Origin of the sequence: Jatrophihabitans sp., assembly GCA_036399055.1 — a bacterium.
In the GTDB taxonomy this organism is placed as follows: Bacteria; Actinomycetota; Actinomycetes; order Mycobacteriales; family Jatrophihabitantaceae; genus Jatrophihabitans_A.
Window position 1 is genome coordinate 25,374 of sequence record DASWNX010000035.1, and the last position, 17,358, is coordinate 42,731.

At 66.0% G+C, this 17,358-nt stretch carries 13 protein-coding genes; 9 read left to right on the top strand and 4 right to left on the bottom strand.

The window, feature by feature from the left end:
- Nucleotides 1–201 precede the first annotated feature (201 nt).
- From VGB75_15965 to VGB75_16000, 8 genes are all read left to right on the top strand, one after another.
- Nucleotides 202–771, top strand: coding sequence for a LysM peptidoglycan-binding domain-containing protein (locus VGB75_15965; GenBank protein ID HEY0168540.1), 570 nt, complete (start codon nt 202–204; stop codon nt 769–771).
- A 319-nt stretch (nt 772–1,090) separates the two neighbouring features.
- The gene (gene nrdR / locus VGB75_15970; GenBank protein ID HEY0168541.1) at nt 1,091–1,648 is read left to right on the top strand and encodes a transcriptional regulator NrdR; all 558 of its coding nucleotides are present in this window, start codon (nt 1,091–1,093) and stop codon (nt 1,646–1,648) included.
- Nucleotides 1,645–4,548, top strand: a complete 2,904-nt coding sequence (locus VGB75_15975) for a vitamin B12-dependent ribonucleotide reductase (GenBank protein ID HEY0168542.1) — start codon at nt 1,645–1,647, stop codon at nt 4,546–4,548. Before nrdR ends, VGB75_15975 begins: the two co-directional genes overlap by 4 nt.
- A gap of 594 nt (nt 4,549–5,142) precedes the next feature.
- Nucleotides 5,143–6,318, top strand: a complete 1,176-nt coding sequence (locus VGB75_15980) for a cysteine synthase family protein (protein ID HEY0168543.1) — start codon at nt 5,143–5,145, stop codon at nt 6,316–6,318.
- On the top strand, nt 6,315–7,514 hold the full coding sequence (locus VGB75_15985) for a hypothetical protein (GenBank protein HEY0168544.1): 1,200 nt from the start codon (nt 6,315–6,317) through the stop codon (nt 7,512–7,514). Before VGB75_15980 ends, VGB75_15985 begins: the two co-directional genes overlap by 4 nt.
- A 41-nt stretch (nt 7,515–7,555) precedes the next feature.
- Nucleotides 7,556–8,824: an MFS transporter gene (locus VGB75_15990; GenBank protein ID HEY0168545.1), complete on the top strand. Its 1,269-nt coding sequence runs from the start codon at nt 7,556–7,558 to the stop codon at nt 8,822–8,824.
- Nucleotides 8,817–9,995: an ATP-grasp domain-containing protein gene (locus VGB75_15995; GenBank protein HEY0168546.1), complete on the top strand. Its 1,179-nt coding sequence runs from the start codon at nt 8,817–8,819 to the stop codon at nt 9,993–9,995. The genes VGB75_15990 and VGB75_15995 overlap by 8 nt, the downstream gene beginning before the upstream one ends.
- 45 nt (nt 9,996–10,040) lie before the next feature.
- Entirely contained in the window at nt 10,041–11,048 is a 1,008-nt protein-coding gene (locus VGB75_16000) for a hypothetical protein (GenBank protein ID HEY0168547.1), read from the top strand.
- A 102-nt stretch (nt 11,049–11,150) separates the two neighbouring features.
- On the opposite strand, the gene VGB75_16005 is transcribed toward VGB75_16000, so the two are convergent.
- The gene (locus VGB75_16005; GenBank protein ID HEY0168548.1) at nt 11,151–12,158 is read right to left on the bottom strand and encodes a magnesium and cobalt transport protein CorA; all 1,008 of its coding nucleotides are present in this window, start codon (nt 12,156–12,158) and stop codon (nt 11,151–11,153) included.
- 110 nt (nt 12,159–12,268) lie between these two features.
- Nucleotides 12,269–13,333 (bottom strand): hypothetical protein, encoded by a 1,065-nt coding sequence (locus tag VGB75_16010; protein ID HEY0168549.1) that lies wholly within the window; start codon nt 13,331–13,333, stop codon nt 12,269–12,271.
- A 108-nt stretch (nt 13,334–13,441) separates the two neighbouring features.
- On the opposite strand from VGB75_16010, the gene VGB75_16015 reads away from it, so the two are divergent.
- Nucleotides 13,442–14,515, top strand: a complete 1,074-nt coding sequence (locus VGB75_16015; protein ID HEY0168550.1) for a zinc-dependent alcohol dehydrogenase family protein — start codon at nt 13,442–13,444, stop codon at nt 14,513–14,515.
- 55 nt (nt 14,516–14,570) lie between these two features.
- On the opposite strand, the gene VGB75_16020 is transcribed toward VGB75_16015, so the two are convergent.
- Complete coding sequence (locus tag VGB75_16020; protein ID HEY0168551.1) at nt 14,571–16,487, bottom strand: glycoside hydrolase family 15 protein; 1,917 nt, start codon at nt 16,485–16,487, stop codon at nt 14,571–14,573.
- A gap of 111 nt (nt 16,488–16,598) precedes the next feature.
- Complete coding sequence (locus VGB75_16025) at nt 16,599–17,246, bottom strand: VOC family protein (protein ID HEY0168552.1); 648 nt, start codon at nt 17,244–17,246, stop codon at nt 16,599–16,601.
- Between the last annotated feature and the right edge of the window lie 112 nt (nt 17,247–17,358).

Consider the following 17,358-nt stretch of genomic DNA (forward strand, 5'->3'; position numbering starts at 1 on the left):
CTCGGCGTCGTGTCGTCCAGGGACGAACGTGCCGAAGGTAGCGTCACTGGAGTAACGATTCAAACACCTGTTCGAATCGGCGTGTCGAGAATCTGGTTTCTGTCGGAGGCTTGTAGTAGACATCGGTACAGACGTTGGTCGAACGCATGTTCGATCTTCAGCGTAACTGGCCATCCGATCAGATCCAGTGAGGAGCACGGCATGTCAGTCGCAACAGAGTTCCCTCCGGCGGTGTTCATTCCCGTTCGCGCCCGGCGGCTGCCGCATCCCGCGGCGCCCGCCGACCCAGCCACCACGCCCGCCGGCCTCCCACAGCTCCGACTGGTTCAGCCGGCCGGCCGCTGCGCGCCGGCGTCGGGCAGCCGGGTCGACGGAGCACGGCGCGGCGGACGGGGCGCCCGCTCATCGGTCCGGCTCGTCAAGCCGGCGAGCGCGACGGCGAGCCTGCCCTCGATCGGCGTCCCCGCCGGTCAGCTCGCGGCGGCGCCACTGCGCCTGACCAGGCGAGGGGTCGTGGCGATCGCTCTCGGCGTGGCGGCCGTAGGCGGCCTGCTGCTGCTCGTGGCCCACCTGTCGGCAGGCTCGCCCACCGCTCCGGCGGTCAGCGTGCCGAGCGCGGTCGTCACGGTGCAGCCAGGCGACACCCTCTGGTCGATCGCCGGCCAGGTCGCTCCCGGCCGCGATCCGCGCCAGGTGGTTCAGAGCATTCGGGAGTCCAACCACCTCACCTCCGTGTCCTTGAGTCCTGGCCAAACCCTCAAGGTCGGCTAAAGGTTTACCGTGCTGCGGTCCGCGTTCCCGGGCGGCTCACAGCAGTTCTTCCATTTATCGGCGGCGCTACTTGCGGAAGCTTTGCCGACGCTCTAGCGTTCCTACATGTAGTAGTTACAAGCATGTAAGTCGTCCACAGGTTGGGGTTCGGTAGTCCACAGGCCGTCAACAGAGGGAAGGGCCCGTCCACGGTCCATCCCCAGGTTGTCGACAGTCACCTGTTGACGAAGTCCCCTGGCAAGGCGGACGCGATAGTCCGGCACAGCCCCGCAGCAGCCCTTTGGCTGAACGCGGGCTTCACGTCAGAGGAGTCGATCGCATGCGGTGCCCGTACTGCCGCTACCCGGACTCACGGGTGGTGGACTCCCGTGAGCAAGACGAGGGCCAGGTCATCCGGCGGCGCCGGAGCTGCCCCGATTGCGGCAAGCGGTTCACCACGGTCGAAGAAGCCACTCTGGCCGTCATCAAGCGCAGCGGGGTGACCGAGCCGTTCAGCAGGCAGAAGGTCATCACGGGAGTGCGTCGGGCGTGCCAGGGCCGTCCGGTCGATGAGGACGCGCTGGCTCAGCTTGCCCAGACGGTCGAGGAGACCATCCGGGCCACCGGGTCGGCCGAGGTGCCCGCACCCGAGGTCGGTCTGGCGATCCTCGGCCCGCTGCGCGCGCTGGACGAGGTCGCCTACCTGCGCTTTGCCAGCGTCTACCGCTCCTTCAGCTCCATCGAAGACTTCGAGAAGGCGATCAGCGAACTGCGCGCCGAGCACCGCCTCGACGGTTCAGGCGAGGTCACGGCAGCCAGGCAGGCAGCTCCGCTTGGTCAGCCATCAGCACAGCAACCACACGGGATCACCAAGGAAAAGGGGAACAGCGGGTTATGACCGAAGTTGTCGAAGGCGAGTCCAGCGGCAGTTCTTCATCGAAGAACACCGGCAAGTCGGCGGGCTCCAAGCACGCCGGTGACTCGCGCGCGTTGAAGGTCACCGCCAAGGACAAGCCGGTGTACCCCGCCAATGGCTTGGTCATCGAGCGGGTCTACACCACCGAGGGAGTGCACCCCTTCGACGAGCTCGACTGGGAGCGCCGCGACGTGGTCATGACCAACTGGCGCGACGGCTCGGTCAACTTCGAGCAGCGCGGTGTCGAGTTCCCCACGTCATGGTCGGTCAACGCCGCCAACATCGTCACCACCAAGTACTTCCGGGGCGCGGTCGGCTCTGAGCAGCGCGAGTGGTCCCTCAAGCAGCTCATCCACCGGGTGGTGCACACCTACCGGGTCGCCGGCGAGGAGTACGGCTACTTCCGCTCGGCGGCGGACGCGGAGATCTTCGAGCACGAGCTGACCTGGATGCTGGTGCACCAGGTGTTCAGCTTCAACTCGCCGGTCTGGTTCAACGTGGGCACCACCTCGCCGCAGCAGGTCAGCGCCTGCTTCATCCTGGCCGTCGACGACACCATGGACTCAATCCTCAACTGGTACCGCGAAGAGGGCCTGATCTTCAAGGGCGGCTCGGGCGCGGGGTTGAACCTGTCGCGGATTCGCTCCTCCAAGGAGCTGCTGTCCTCCGGCGGCACCGCCTCGGGGCCTGTCAGCTTCATGCGCGGCGCGGACGCCTCGGCCGGCACCATCAAGTCCGGCGGCGCCACCCGGCGGGCCGCCAAGATGGTCGTGCTCGACATCGACCACCCCGACATCGTCGAGTTCGTCGAGACCAAGGCTCGCGAAGAAGACAAGATCCGGGTGCTGCGCGACGCCGGCTTCGACATGGACCTCGGCGGCAGCGACATCACCTCCGTGCAGTACCAGAACGCCAACAACTCCGTCCGGGTGTCGGATGAGTTCATGCACGCCGTCGAGGAAGGCGCCCAGTTCGGGTTGCGCGCCCGCTCCAACCACGAGGTCATCGAGACCATCGACGCCAAGCAGCTCTTCCACAAGGTCGCCAAGGCGGCCTGGGAGTGCGCGGACCCGGGCATCCAGTACGACGACACCATCAACGACTGGCACACCAACCCCGAGTCCGGCCGGATCACCGCGTCCAACCCGTGCTCGGAGTACATGAGCCTGGACAACACCTCCTGCAACCTGGCGTCGCTGAACCTGATGAAGTTCCTCGGCGCCGACGGCGCCGGCAACTCCTTCGACTCGGCCAAGTTCGTCAAGGCCGTCGAGCTGATCATCACCGCGATGGACATCTCGATCTGCTTCGCCGACTTCCCGACCGAGGCGATCGGCGTCAACACCCGCGCCTACCGGCAGCTGGGCATCGGCTACGCCAACCTCGGCGCGCTGCTGATGGCCTCGGGCCTGGCCTATGACTCTGACGCCGGCCGGGCGATGGCCGCCGCCATCACCTCGCTGATGACCGGCACCGCCTACCGCCGCTCGGCCGAGCTGGCCGGCGTGGTCGGCCCGTACGACGGCTACGCCCGCAACGCCGAGGGCCACGCCCGGGTGATGCGCAAGCACGCCGCCGCCAACGACAGCGTGCGGTTCTTCCACCAGACCGACAAGGCGGTGCTGGGCCGGGCCACCGAGGAGTGGGCCAAGTGCCTCAAGATCGGAGCCGTCAACGGCTGGCGCAACGCCCAAGCCTCGGTGCTGGCGCCCACCGGCACCATCGGCCTGATGATGGACTGCGACACCACCGGCATCGAGCCTGACCTGGCGCTGGTGAAGTTCAAGAAGCTGGTCGGCGGCGGCTCGATGCAGATCGTCAACCAGACGGTGCCGCGGGCGCTCCAGGCGCTGGGCTACCAGCAGGAGCAGATCGAGGCGATCGTCGAGTTCATCGGCGAGCACGGGCACGTCCAGGACGCCCCGGGACTCAGGACCGAGCATTACGACGTCTTCGACTGCGCCATGGGCGCCCGGGCCATCAGGGCGATGGGCCACGTCCGGATGATGGCCGCGACCCAGCCGTTCATCTCCGGCGCGATCTCCAAGACGGTCAACCTGCCGGAGTCCGCGACCATCGACGACATCGCCGATGTGTACTTCCAGGGCTGGAAGCTGGGCCTGAAGGCGCTGGCGGTCTACCGCGACAACTGCAAGGTGGGCCAGCCGCTGTCGGCAGGCAAGGAGGCCAAGAAGGCCGGCGCGGTGGCAGTCGAGTCGACGGTCGAGCACCGCCCGATCCGCAAGCGGCTGCCCAAGTCGCGGCCCTCGCAGACGGTCTCCTTCGCCGTCGGAGGCGCCGAGGGCTACCTGACCGCCGGCTCCTACCCCGACGACGGCCTCGGCGAGGTCTTCCTCAAGCTCGGCAAGCAGGGCTCGACGCTGGCCGGTGTCATGGACGCCTTCTCGATCGCGATCTCGATCGCGCTGCAGTACGGCGTGCCGCTGGAGACCTACGTCTCGAAGTTCACCAACATGCGCTTCGAGCCGGCCGGTCTGACCGATGACCCGGACATCCGGATGGCGCAGTCGATCGTGGACTACATCTTCCGGCGGCTGGCGTTGGACTACCTGCCCTTCGAGACCCGCAGCGCGATGGGCATCCACACCGCCGAGGAGCGTGCCCGGCAGCTGGACACCGGCAGCTACGGCTCATCCGAGGACGACTTCGAGAACCTGGCCCAGTCGGTGCCGGTGGCCGAGGCCAAGCCCGCCGCCATCCCTGAGTCGATGTCGACGGTGCACAGCTCCACCGAGCTGCTGGAATCCATCATCGGCACCTCCGCGGACGCCCCACTGTGCATGAACTGCGGCACCAAGATGCGCCCCGCCGGTTCCTGCTTCGTCTGCGAAGGTTGCGGAAGCACCTCCGGCTGCAGCTGAACTTGGAAGGTTATGAAGTCTCCTAGCCTTATAACCTTCGGCGCGCCTACGGCCCCATGAAAGTCGCTACAACGGGTGTCTCTCCTGCCAGATGGTGGGAGAGGCACCCGTTGTGGTGTCAGTGACCTGGGATGGGGACTACGAGTTGCCTGTAGGTGTCGGCGTCGTCTCTTCGTCAGCAACACCCGACCGAAACGTGCTCCAGTCGCTCCTGGGCGAGCCACGCTGCCCACTCCTCACTGCGACGCACCTGCCCTCCTGATCGACGGACGGTTCCACACCGCCGCGTGCCAGCGAGTTTCGCCGCAACCGAGGAAGACCTGGTCATGACCCTGCCGCCAGGACCACCCTGCATCGGCAACCACGTTCACAGGGTGTGCCAGGCCCAGCCGCGACCCCCCATACCGGCCAGTCGCAAGGCGGAACGGCGCCTGGCCGGTGTAACTGCGCCGCCTGATTCATCAACGCGACAGCGCCGACTGTGTCTAGGCCCGGACCGCCCGCGTGCTGCCTATGTGCTGGCGTAGGAAAAGCACCTTGATGTAACGGAGGGTTGTTTCAACTGATTAGACCGTTGTAGTAGGTTAGTCCGCAGTGTCCGAATCAACGGAAGGACAAGCGGCGGTGTCTCACACTCTTCCCGCGCTGCTGGAGACAGTACGAAGTACGCCGGTGGCCTGCCTGTCGAACCTCACGCGGAAGGGTGACGGAGAAGTCGTCGTGAAGCTTGAGTCCGCCAATCCCGGAGGTAGCCTGAAGGATCGTGCTGCGTGGCACATCATTCGTAGCGCGGAGGAATCCGGCCTCCTGCGGCCCGGGGCGACAGTTATCGAATCGTCGTCCGGCAATTTCAGTATCGCTCTGGCGATGATCGGAGCGATCCGAGGTTACGACGTCATCGCAGTCGTCGACCCCAAGATCACGCCGACCAATCGCAGCCTCCTTGAGGCATATGGCGCCCAGATCATTGTCGTGGACGAACAGGACGACTCCGGCTCCTATCACAAGACCCGGATCGCGCTGGCCAACAAGCTACATGCCGAGATCGCGAATTCCTTCAGGCCCGACCAGTGCTTCAACCTGCAGAATGGGGAGGCGCACTACCTGGGCACCGCTCCCGAACTCGCCGAGCAGGTGGGGGCGAGCCTGCGCTACGTTGTCTGTTCTGTCAGCACCGGCGGCCAGATCGGCGGCATCTCGCGCTACTTCGCTCGTCACGACCCGACGGTGCGGGTGGTCGGGGTGGACGTGTACGGCAGTGCCATATTCGGCGGACCCGCTCACGCCTATTTGGTGCCTGGGGTGGGCTTGAGCTGGACCCCGGACAACATCGATGATCTCTCACGCCTTCATTCGGTCTACAAAGTAACTGACCAGCAGGCCTACGATATGACCCGCGTCCTGGCTAGGCATGAGGGACTGCTAGTTGGCGTGTCCACCGGCGCGTGTGCGCTCGTGGCGCTTGCGCTGGCAAGACGATGCCGTTCTGGAGAGCGGGTAGCCTGCTTAGCGGCAGATCGTGGGGAGCGGTACTTGGCCACTGCTTTTGACGAGAACTGGTTGGCCGAGAAAGGACTTGATTCGCGCTTGAAGACCATTGAGGAAATGAATCGCGAGGCTGCGTCACTGGTGCCGTGGAGCACGAACCCGACTGATTGTGCCAATTATGAGCCCACTTTGGCCTTGACACTCGGATCGCCGACAGCAGGTAACCCGAACTATCTGCCGGCTGACATGCGCAAGCAATTGGACCACGAGCTGACACGATGAGCGCCATTGCGATCATCAATTATGGGGCCAAGAACGACTACGCCCGAATGCTGCCGGAGCGGGCCAGTGACTTGGTGGTTTTCAGCCATCACGACCTCAAGTCGACGGAGGAGTTCGCATACTACGAGTACGTTCCTGACTGTGAGCTCGTTCCATACGCCGAGCTGAGCATTCTTGAGCGTGCGACCGCAACCGATTTCTCGCATGTCATCACGGACAACGAATATGACCTGGAACGTGCCGCTCGAATTCGCGCACGGCTTGGGTTGTCCGGTCAGTCCGAGGCCAGTGCCGCGTCCTTCCGTGACAAGGTGCTGATGAAACAGGTGGCCAGTAAGACCGTGCGGGTGCCGCGTTTCCGCGGACTGAACCACATCGGTGACCTGATGGAGTTCATCGGCGAAGTGGGATACCCGGTGGTGGTCAAGCCTCGGAAGCAAGGCGGCTCGCGAGACATCACCGTCCTGCGCTCATCGTCTGAGCTGGAGAGGTTCAGCCGTCTGCGCTGGCGTGAGGATCTGATGGTCGAGGAGTTCGTCCCTGGGCCAATTCTGCATGTAGACGCAGTCCTCGCCGAGGATTACCGCCTCATCTCGAGTTCGCGTTACCTGCGGACACCGCTTGGCGTGCTGGGTGGCATCAACAACGGGTCCCTGCAGTTCCATCCGGACGAGCCGACGGCCAAGGAACTCGAGGTGTTCTTCGATCAGGTGCTCAGCGCCTTCGAGCTACCGCCGGTCTCGGCATACCACCTGGAGGTGTTCCAGCCCCGGCCCGGCGAGCTCCTGCTCTGTGAGATCGCATCCCGGGCCGGCGGCGCCCGGATTCCCATGATCACGCGTGCTACCTACGATGTGGACCTGGTGAGCACCTGGCTGCGGTTGTCCTGCGGCCTTCCGGTGCGACCCGCGCCAACGACGGCGCCGGACCAGGTGCACGGCGCAGTCGCGATGGTGCCCCCCGGACGGGCGGTAAGGCCACCGTCACGACCTCCCTTCGATTGGGTCACCGACTATCAGGTCAACGAGCAACTATCCGCTGGCGCCACAGCTCAGAACAGCACCTCTCACCTCTGCTATGCGGTGGTGAGAGGGGCCGATTCCGTCGAGCTGGAAAGGCGTCTCCTCCAAGTCGAACGCTGGCTACAGGACGAGATCGACGCGCAGGGGAGCACGACTGGAGCAGCCGAAGAGTGACTGCCTGGGGTGAAGCCTCTTCTCGAATTCGAGTGCTGCTGGTGGCAGTGCTTGTCACGGGCGTGACGACCTTCATGTTTCTGCCGTTGCTTGCCATCGATCTGACAGCGCGAGGCGTACGCGCGGGCGTCATGGGCGCCATGGTGGGTTTGCTGGCGTTCAGCTCGCAGGGCTTTTCGCTGGTCACCGGTTTGCTGCTGGACCGGTTCGGCGCACTCCGCGTCCTCGGCTGTGGCTTCGCGTTCCGGATAGCGGGCTATCTGATACTGGGTCTGAGCCCCGGCAAAGCGCTGGCGCCCTTGACGGGCGGTATCGTCGCAATCGGGGTCGGCGGTTCAATGCTGGGCCTGACGATCAAGACGATGCTGGTGACGGAGCCAGCGTCCTCCCCACGCGCGATGCTGGCGTTACGTTCCACCTTCGTCAACGTCGGTGTGGTCGTGGGGCCAGCCCTCGGCGCGTTGACTTATCGCGCCGGCTTTCGCGTCATCCTCCTGGTGTGCGTGCTCTCCCATCTGGTGCTGGCGATACGGCTAGTGCAAGTGCGCGCGAACCGTCCTGAACCGCGACGGCCGGCAGTAGCCGAAGCGACTTCGGCAAACATCGAAGCCTGGGCTTCATCCTCACCAGCCGAAGTGCCTTCGGGCTCAGCTTCACCCCCCGGTAGCGCACCGAACCACGTGTCACCCGCCCGCGCCGGAACAGTCGCAGCGGCCACCCAGAGCGCTGTCCCGCACCCGGTGTGGGGTGCTGCGAACTGGGGCACTTTGTGTGTCATCACTGTCGCGTACTGGGCGATCTACAGTCAGCTGAATACCGTCGTGCCTGTCGCGGTCAAGGCGATGACCGGCACGCCGACCGCCATCTCGGTGATCTTCACCCTCAACGGAGCTCTTGTGGTGTTGTTCCAATACGTACTGCTGCAACGGGTGTTCAAGAGGGCAGATGCTCGCACGCTGCTGATCCTGGGGTTCGTCTCGTTCGCCATCGCCTACACGATCCTGATGTCAGAAGCCGGGTGGTGGTCAGTCCTGTGCTTTGTCCTACCGTTGACTCTGGCCGAGATGTTGATCGGTCCGAGCCTGGACGAGCAGGTCGTCAGGGTCGCACCTCGACATCGAACCGGCCGGGCGCTGGGTGTCCTGAGCACCGCGGCTGCCTGCGGAAGCCTGCTAGGCGCGAGTCTCGGCGGCACGCTGTTCGAGGCGTTGGACGGAAGGGCCGCCGTGTGGATGGCGGTGGCCGGTTGCGCGGTGGCCGCCGCTGGCGCCAGCGCACTGCTACCGAAATCGCGGAGAGGCTATGTCTGAGCGCGCCGTAGTGTTGTTCAATCCAAGAGACCTGGTTCTTCGAGCCGCTCGCCGGCTGGGCCTCGACACTGTGGTCGTCATCCAACAAGAGGCGCCGACGCCGCCTGGTGAATACGTCGATGAATTACTGCGATGTGAGTGGCTGACCGACCTTGACGCGGCACTGGCTCAGTTAGCCCCGCTGGCATCCAGTTGCGTGGGCGCGTTCGGGTTCGGCGAGATCGGCTCCTACGCGGCGGCAGTGGCCAATGAGCGATTTCATTGGCCTGGCAACACCCTAGCTTCGTTGCTGGCCTTCCAGCGCAAGGCCGCACTGCGAGCGGCTGTCGGTGATCGCGCGGGACGCCCGGTGCGGCACCGCGTCTGTCTGAGCTTGGACGAATTACTCGCCGGCGCCGAACTGATCGGCTATCCCTGCGTTGTCAAGCCGATGGACGGCACGGGTAGTGCGGGGGTTCGGTACCTCGCCGGCTCAGATGATTGCCGCGCTTACGCCGACCAGTTCCCGGTGTCAGGCGGCGTTCTGATCGAGGAATACCTGCTGGGCCGTGAGGTCAGTGTCGAGGCGATGAGCGTTGACGGCCAACACACATTGTTGGCGGTGACGGAGAAGATCACGACGGGGAGGCCGGATTTCGTCGAGATGGGCCACACCCTGCCGATCTCGCTGGACAAGCCGGAGCACGACCGGCTGTGGAACGTGGTGGAAGCGACCTTGACGGCAGCAGGACATCGCTACGGCGTGAGCCACACCGAAGTCATGCTCACCCGCACGGGACCTCAGTTGATCGAGTCCCACGGGCGACCCGGGGGTGATCGGATCAGCGACCTGATTCAGTTGGCCACCGGAATCGATGTGTTCGAGCAAACCATGGCGCTCACCCTCGGGATCGACTGCGACTTGGAGCCGCGGACACAGCGGCTTGCCGGCATCCGGTACCTCAGCTTCGACACTGCTGTCGCCCTGGCCGCGCTGGATCTCGCGCCGGTCGAACGCCTTCCCGGTATCCACGAGGTCGTGCTGTCGGTACCCGCAGGCCAGCGACCCTCGGTTGTTCACCGCTCGGCCGACAGGCACGGCTTCGTGGTGGCCACCGGGGCCGACTCCGTTGAGCTGGCCGCCAACCTGGACCGGGCATCTGCCGCCGTCTACCAGCAACTCGCCCACTGACATTCCCCATCTGATTCAGGTTCGCGATCACTGAAAGGCTTGAAGATGTCCTACAAGATCCTCGTGCTGGTGTCGGAGGCGGCGAAGTTTCGCCTGGACAACCAGTCGATCATTCCCAGCGCGCTCTTCCGCGAGGGCCATCAGGTTTTCGTCGGCGACATCGACACCGTCTCGATTCACGACTCAGTCGTGGTGTGCGACATGGTCGAGCTGAACGAGGAGTTCGTCAGCGGGCATGATTTCCCCTCGCTGGCCATGCCTTACGCCTCGGCCGAGGAGTTCGACTTGGTCTGGGTTCTCGCAGGTACCAACCCTGCAGTGCTTGTCGACTCGTTTCAGCTGCTCTGGGTGCTGAACCAGCGAGTGCCATTCGTCAACGACGCCGCCGCGTTGTTCTACCTGAACTCCAAAATCACGCTCGGCGTAGCGGTCCCGAAAGAGAACTTGCCCTCATCCTACGTGTCCAATGACTTCGACTTCCTCGACAAGCTGGTGGAGTCCGAGCCGCAGCGCTCCTGGGTGCTGAAGCCGACCAACGAGGGTTGCGGCGCGGATGTGTACTTCATCAGCAAGGCAGAGCGCAACCGTCGAGCCCTGCTGCAATCGGTAACGGGCAACGAGGTGCCCCGGTATGAGATGTACAGCCGCAACATCATCGGCCTCGCCAAGCGATATACGGCAGTGCAGGAATACATCCCTAATGTCCGTGCCAACGAGAACCGGGTCATCATCGCTGGTGACGTGCCAGTGTGCGGTTTTCGACGGTTGCATATCGATGACGACGACCGGGGCAATGTCTCCCTCGGAGCGCGCTACGAAATATTGAATCTCACGCCGGAGGAAGACGCTTTCTGCCGCCAGCTGGGCAAGAATCTCATGTCGATGGGCATCCATTACTCCGGCATAGACCTCGCCTACCCCTACGTGGTGGAACTCAACCTGGTCGACCCGGGAGGTCTGAACTACTCGTTCCGCGCGACGGGGGTGGACCAGTCCTCCGAAGCGGTGAACCTGGTGCTGGCGGCGCTCCGGGCCAACGGCAAGCTCAGCTAGGGCTCGCCGTGCCAGCCGAATCCGGAAGCTGCGCCGTGCCGTGACCAACGGGGGCGCCGTCGCCTGCACCGAACGGCGCGCCCGCCGACTCAGACAGCGGCCCTACAACCAGTCGCGCCGCTTGAACACCAGATAGAGCCCGACTCCCATCAACACCATCAATCCGAGCGCCATCGGGTAGCCGTACTTCCACCCCAGCTCCGGCATATGGTCGAAGTTCATGCCATACACCGTGCCGATCAGGGCGGGCGCGAACAGGATCGCCGCCCACGAGGAGATCTTCTTGACCTCTTCGTTCTGTTTCAGACTCGTCTCGGTCAGCCGTTGGGTCTCCTCGTTCTGACGTTGCGCCACCAGCGTGGCGTTGACGGTCAGGATGTTCTGCAGCAGCGCCCGGAACCCGTCGACGCGCTCCACGATGCGAATGGTGTGGTCCTGCACGTCGCGCAGATACTGCTGCAACTCGCCGTCGACCTCATGCTTGTCGAACCCTTCGCCGAGCTCGGCGAGGATTTTGAGCAGCGGCTTCGTGGCGCGCTGGAACTCGATGACCTCACGGGACAACTGGTAGATGCGACGCGAGACCTCAGGGTCACCCTCGAACACCTGGTCCTCGATCTCGTCGATGTCGTTCTCCAACCCGACGACGACCGGCTCGTACTCGTCCACGACCTCATCGAGGATCGCGTACAGCACCGCCTGCGGGCCCAACCGCAGCAGGTCCGGGTCGGCCTCGAGCCGCCGACGCACCCGACCGAGGTCCGGGGCCTCGGCGTGCCGCACGGTCACGACGAAGTCCTTGCCGGTGAACACGTGCAGCTCACCGAACTCGACCCGCTCGTCAGCTTCGATGTAGCGGGCCGGGCGCAATACCGTGAACAGCACGTCGCCGTAGCGCTCGGACTTCGGACGCTGGTGCGCCGAGATGGTGTCCTCGACTGCGAGGCCGTGGATCTCGAACTCCGCAGCCACGGACCGGACCTCATGAGGGTCGGGCCGGTACAGCCCGATCCACCCCATGCCCTTCTGGTCGCGCAGCATCTCGTAGGTGACCTCAAGAGACGGCGGTTCAGCATGCCTGCAGCCGTCCACGTAGACGGCGTTGTCCACGACAGTCACCTATCACCCACCCATCAGAGAAAACGCTCGATCACCAAAGCACCCAAGTCTAGGTCGCGGCATGCCACCTCACCGACCCGAGGACGCGCCGTCAGACCTTGTCAGGTTCGCGTCCAGGCATTGGTGTCGGTGTCCCTGCGCCACTGCGTAGGTCCGCCCGTGACTCGCAGGACGTCGGCGAGCCAGAACGTCGCGTCAGGCGGCCACCCCGCCAGAACGGTCGCGGTGTCCGAATCCACCGGCAAGGCCCGCCCGGCGGTTGTCAGGTAGCCGGCGACGCTCAGATGGACCGCGTCCCAGTCCTCGGCGACCGAAGGCCAATCAGGCATCGCCCACCTGCCGTCCCGGCCCGTCGTCCGCCACCAGTCGCCGCGCTTGCTCGTGTCCGTGACGTCCAGCGGGTAACGGCGAACCAGGTCTACCCAGTGCTGCGGGGCGCCTAGTTCGAGGACCCTGGCATCGCGAGTCGGACAGACCTGCCAGGACGTCGCGGCGGTCCAGCCGAACGAGTCCTCCACGAAGACCAGGCCGACCGGTAGCGACGGCTGTCGGATCGAGCGGGCAGTGCGCACCCCGGGGTGCGCTATCGGCGCCGACCACCACACGCCGCTGACCGTCTTCCACTCGACCGGACCGCTGCCTGGGTCAAGGCCAGGCACCGGCCGCCATGCGCTGCTGATCTTCTTCCACACGGCGCCAAACCCACCGCCGGCGTCATCGTCACGCCGATCGCGGGAGTGCTCGAGGTTGAGCCCGTTCACCGCTGCCCGCAGGCCGGTCAGCGTCGGCTCGTCCTCCGGCTGCGCAGCGTCCTCATCGAGAAACCGGACGAGGTGCTGATCTTCAAGCTCGAGCGGGCTGCTCCACCAACTCGTAGCGGGACTGGACGCGATCGCCTCAGCGACGGGCTGAAGCCGGCTCAGCCACTGGGTGGACCGCAGATCGACATCGACGTCGTCAGGAGGTTGCCAGTACATCGCCCAGTCGCACGCTCCGGCGACGGCCTCAACCGCGGTCTGACCGTCGACCTCCATCCGGCCGGGCGTCGCCGGCAGCGAGTGCTCAGCCGAAATCCGCCTGAGCTCATAGCAGAGCCGGCGGCCACGCGGTCCGCGTAAGAGGTCGGCGGCGTCCATGGCGGTGATCATGTCACTGTGCCCAGGCATCGTCAGCCGCGTTGTCGCCGCCCTGGGTGTGGAAGCTGGCCCGCAATCATGGGACGTCGAGTCGGTGGCGGTGAATCGCCACTGGAGGCATCGGCAAGAATGCGCTCCATGCGCGCAGTCCTGATCCACCACTTCGGCCAGGCCCCGACCGTCACCGACGTGCCCGAGCCGGACCTGCCCCAGGGCGGGGTGATCCTGCGGGTGAGCTCCACCGGCCTGTGCCGCAGCGACTGGCACGCCTGGCAAGGCCATGACCCGGACGTCGCCTTGCCGCACGTGCCCGGCCACGAGCTGGCAGGGACCATCGCCGAGGTGGACTCAAGCGTGCGGGGCTGGCGGCCGGGCCAGCGGGTGACCGTGCCGTTCATCTGCGCGTGCGGGGACTGCGAGCAGTGCCGCGAGGGCAATCAGCAGGTCTGCACCCGGCAGCTGCAGCCAGGTTTCAACTACTGGGGCTCGTTCGCCGAGTACGTGGCCATCCCCTACGCCGAGGTGAACCTGGTGGCGCTGCCCGAGGAGATCAGCTACGACACCGCGGCCTCGCTGGGCTGCCGGTTCGCCACCGCCTACCGGGCCGTGACCGCGGTCGGCGCCGTCCGGCCGGGGGAGTGGCTGGCGGTCTTCGGTTGCGGCGGCGTCGGACTGTCCGTCGTCATGATCGCCGCGGCCCTCGGCGCCCGGGTGATCGCGGTCGACACCAACCCGGTGGCCCTGGCGATGGCGACCAGGCACGGCGCGCAGCACACGATGCTGGCCGGCTCCGGTCCCAGCGCGGCCGGCGCTGCCAACGAATCCGATGACATCGCCGAGCAGATCAGGCAGCTGACCGGCGGCGGCGCGGCGGTCACGATGGACGCGATCGGCGCCGAGTCGGTGGTGCAGGCCGCGCTGCGCTCGCTCAAGCCGCGCGGTCGCCACGTCCAGGTCGGCTTGCTGCCTGACAAGGTGCGCCTGGACCTGTCACTTCTGGCGTTCCGGGAGCTGGCCTGGCTGGGCAGCCATGGCATGGCGGCTCAGAACTACCCGGCGATGCTGGAGCTGGTCCGCTCCGGCGCCGTGCGACCCGACGAGCTGGTCACCGGCGTGATCGGCCTGGACGATGTCGGGTCGGCGCTGTCGGCCATGTCCGGCGCCGCTCCGGCCGGCATCACCGTCATCCATCCGGCCGCCGACCGGAGCTGACCTGCCGCGGGCCAGGACCAGCCACCGCAAGCGACCAGCCTGCCACGGGCGATGACTAGGGTTTGGCCACCGGCGGGCCGGCGTCGGCGGCCTGCTCCTCCAGCTTTTCCAGGGCGATCACGTGCTGCACCGCGTTGATCAGCGCCAGATGGGTGAACGCTTGCGGGAAGTTACCCAGATGGTGGCCGCTGTGGGTGTCGATCTCCTCGGCGTACAGCTCCAACGGCCCGGCGAAGGACAGCAGCTTGGCGCACAGCTTGCGAGCCCGGTGGTACTCACCGATCTCGCACAACGCCGACACCAGCCAGAACGAGCAGATGGTGAAACTGCCCTCCTCGCCGGAGAAACCGTCGTCGGTCTCCTCAGGGCGGTAGCGCAACACCAGGCCGCTCTCGGTGAGCTCGTCGGCGATCGCCAGCACGGTGGCCCGGATCCGCGGGTCATCCGGCGGCAGGAAGCGGACCAGCACCGCCAGCAGCAGCGAGGCGTCCAGCGCGGTGCTGCCGTAGTACTGGGTGAAGACCCCGCGCTCGTCGAGGCCGTTGGCCAGGATGTCCTGCTTGATCTCCTCGGCCGCCAGCTCCCACTGGGCGGCCTCGGCGTCCTGACCGATCATCGACGCCAGCCGGGCGCCGCGGTCCACCGCCACCCAGCACATGATCTTGGAGGACGTGAAGTGCTGAAGCTCCCCGCGCACCTCCCAGATCCCGGCGTCGGGCTCGCGCCAGTGCTTGAGCGCGGCGTTGACCTGGTTGCCCAGGATCGGCCAGATCCGGTTGTCCAGGTGGTCGGCGGACTTGGAGTGCAGGTACACCGAGTCCAGCAGCGCTCCCCAGACGTCGTGCTGGCGCTGGGCGTAGGCGGCGTTGCCCACCCGCACCGGCCTGGAGTTGGCATAGCCGGGTAGGTGATCGAGCTGGTACTCCTTCAGATCGCGCTCACCGCCGATGCCATACATGATCTGCAGGTCGGCGTCGCGCTCGGCGAGGTCGGCGATGAAGGAGAAGAAGTCCAGCGCCTCCCAGTCAAAGCCCAGCGAGTACAGCCCCCACAGGGCGAAGGTGGCGTCCCTGATCCAGGAGTAGCGGTAGTCGTAGTTGCGCTCGCCGCCCAGGGTCTCGGGCAGCGAGGTGGTGGCAGCCGCGGCGATCGCGCCGGTCGGGGCGTAGGTCAGGCCCTTGAGGGTGAGCGCGCTGCGCTGTAGGTACGTGCGCCACGGGTGGTCGGGAAAGGTGCCGCGAGCCAGCCAGTGTTGCCAGTGGTGGGCGGTCCACACCATCCGCGCGTAGGCGTCGGCGTAGTCCTCCGGCGGCGTCCGGCCACCCCAGGACAACGCCACGAACCGGACGTCGCCCTCCTTGAGCAGCGTCCGGGCGCCGGCCTGCCCACCCTCGAAACCGAGGCGTAGATCGGTGGTCAGGGTCAGCTCGATGTCGCTGCCCTCGACCTGGCCGTGCGCCTGGTGGTACCCCTTGTCGGTGTGGGCCCACCGCACCGCCTTGCGCCCGTAGTCCAGCACCGGCTCGCACTCCATCACCACCTGGACCTCGCCCGAGACGCACCGGACGGTGCGCAGCAGCACCCGCTCGGCGTCGTAGTCGGTCGGCGTCCGGCGGTGTTCGCGGTCGACCTCGGCCTCGTGGCGCCAGGGGCCCATCACCAGGACGTCGCGGACGATGATCCAGCCGGTCGCGGTTCCCCAGCTGGTCTCCAGGATCATCGTGCCGGGCAGGTAGCGGCGGGCCGCCGGCACCGAGACGTCAGCGGGAGCGATCCGGAACGACCCGGCGTGCCGTCCCAGGATCGAGCCGAACACGCTGGCCGAGTCCAACCGCGGCAGGCACATCCAGTCCACCGAGCCGCCGGGGGACACCAACGCTGTCGTCTCGCCGTCGCTGAGGAAGCCGTAGTCGCCGATCGGCACCGTGCGGACGTCGTGATGACTGGAGCTGGGAGAGATCTTCAAGGTCATTGCTCGCCCGTCAGGTAGTCGAGACATCCATCGTGGTCGGAAACGTGGTCTCAGTAAAGGCGACGCGGCGTCTGGACTGATTCGGTCTCCGAGCGAGCTGAGGCTGCTCGCTCAGTCGATGACCACGACGCCGTGGGCGGTGGTGAAGTGCACGGCCACGATGCCGGTCTCGCCGTCGTTGTCCTCCACCGGCAGCCACCGCACATTGAGGTCATCCAGTGACTTGGTGGCGCGGTCGCCGAGGAAGTCCACGACCCTGGACCTGTCACCGGCGATGTCGAGCAGCTCGAGGTTGACCTTGCCGCCGGCTGCGGCCGGGTGCTCGGCCTGGTCGGACTCCCAGTGGATGAACCACGGCAGCTGCGGGTCGCCGGCGGTGTCCAGGACTCCGATCTGCTTCCAGCGCAGGTCATAGCCGTCCGGACGCCTGCGGTGCCCAGGCACTGCCCGGCGACCCAGGCGCTGCTCGATGGCGGGCAGGTCCGTGACCGCGACCACCCAGCTGAACCAGCCGCCGCCGGCCAGCTTGCGGGCCTTGACCGCGCGGCCGAACGGCGCCGACTCCACAGCCGGGTGGTCCAGCGCCTCGACGACTTCGAGGTAGATGCCGCCGGACAGCGGCAGGACGAAGTTGCGGGTGCCGAAGCGGGGGTGCAGACCGCCGTCGGTGAAGCCGGCGCCGAGCTGGGAACCGAGCCGCTGAACGCACGAGGCGAGACCTTCTGGGCCTGCTGCGTAGGAGAGATGGTCCAATCGCATGCCGTCGATAGTGGCTGAGTCGCATTTGCCCGCAGGCACCGGGGTGGGCTGACCCGGCTGTCTTATCCCTGATTGCCGCTGCTATACGGGGTTGGCCGCGATCCGGCCCGGG

Excerpts from the sequence above, each read along its gene's own strand:
- VGB75_16015 (HEY0168550.1), top strand. The coding sequence starts at position 13,442 with ATGCGCGCAGTCCTGATCCACCACTTCGGCCAGGCCCCGACCGTCACC.
- VGB75_16020 (HEY0168551.1), bottom strand. The coding sequence starts at position 16,487 with ATGACCTTGAAGATCTCTCCCAGCTCCAGTCATCACGACGTCCGCACG.
- VGB75_15975 (HEY0168542.1), top strand. The coding sequence starts at position 1,645 with ATGACCGAAGTTGTCGAAGGCGAGTCCAGCGGCAGTTCTTCATCGAAG.
- nrdR (HEY0168541.1), top strand. The coding sequence starts at position 1,091 with ATGCGGTGCCCGTACTGCCGCTACCCGGACTCACGGGTGGTGGACTCC.
- VGB75_15985 (HEY0168544.1), top strand. The coding sequence starts at position 6,315 with ATGAGCGCCATTGCGATCATCAATTATGGGGCCAAGAACGACTACGCC.
- VGB75_16010 (HEY0168549.1), bottom strand. The coding sequence starts at position 13,333 with ATGCCTGGGCACAGTGACATGATCACCGCCATGGACGCCGCCGACCTC.
- VGB75_16025 (HEY0168552.1), bottom strand. The coding sequence starts at position 17,246 with ATGCGATTGGACCATCTCTCCTACGCAGCAGGCCCAGAAGGTCTCGCC.
- VGB75_15995 (HEY0168546.1), top strand. The coding sequence starts at position 8,817 with ATGTCTGAGCGCGCCGTAGTGTTGTTCAATCCAAGAGACCTGGTTCTT.
- VGB75_16000 (HEY0168547.1), top strand. The coding sequence starts at position 10,041 with ATGTCCTACAAGATCCTCGTGCTGGTGTCGGAGGCGGCGAAGTTTCGC.
- VGB75_15965 (HEY0168540.1), top strand. The coding sequence starts at position 202 with ATGTCAGTCGCAACAGAGTTCCCTCCGGCGGTGTTCATTCCCGTTCGC.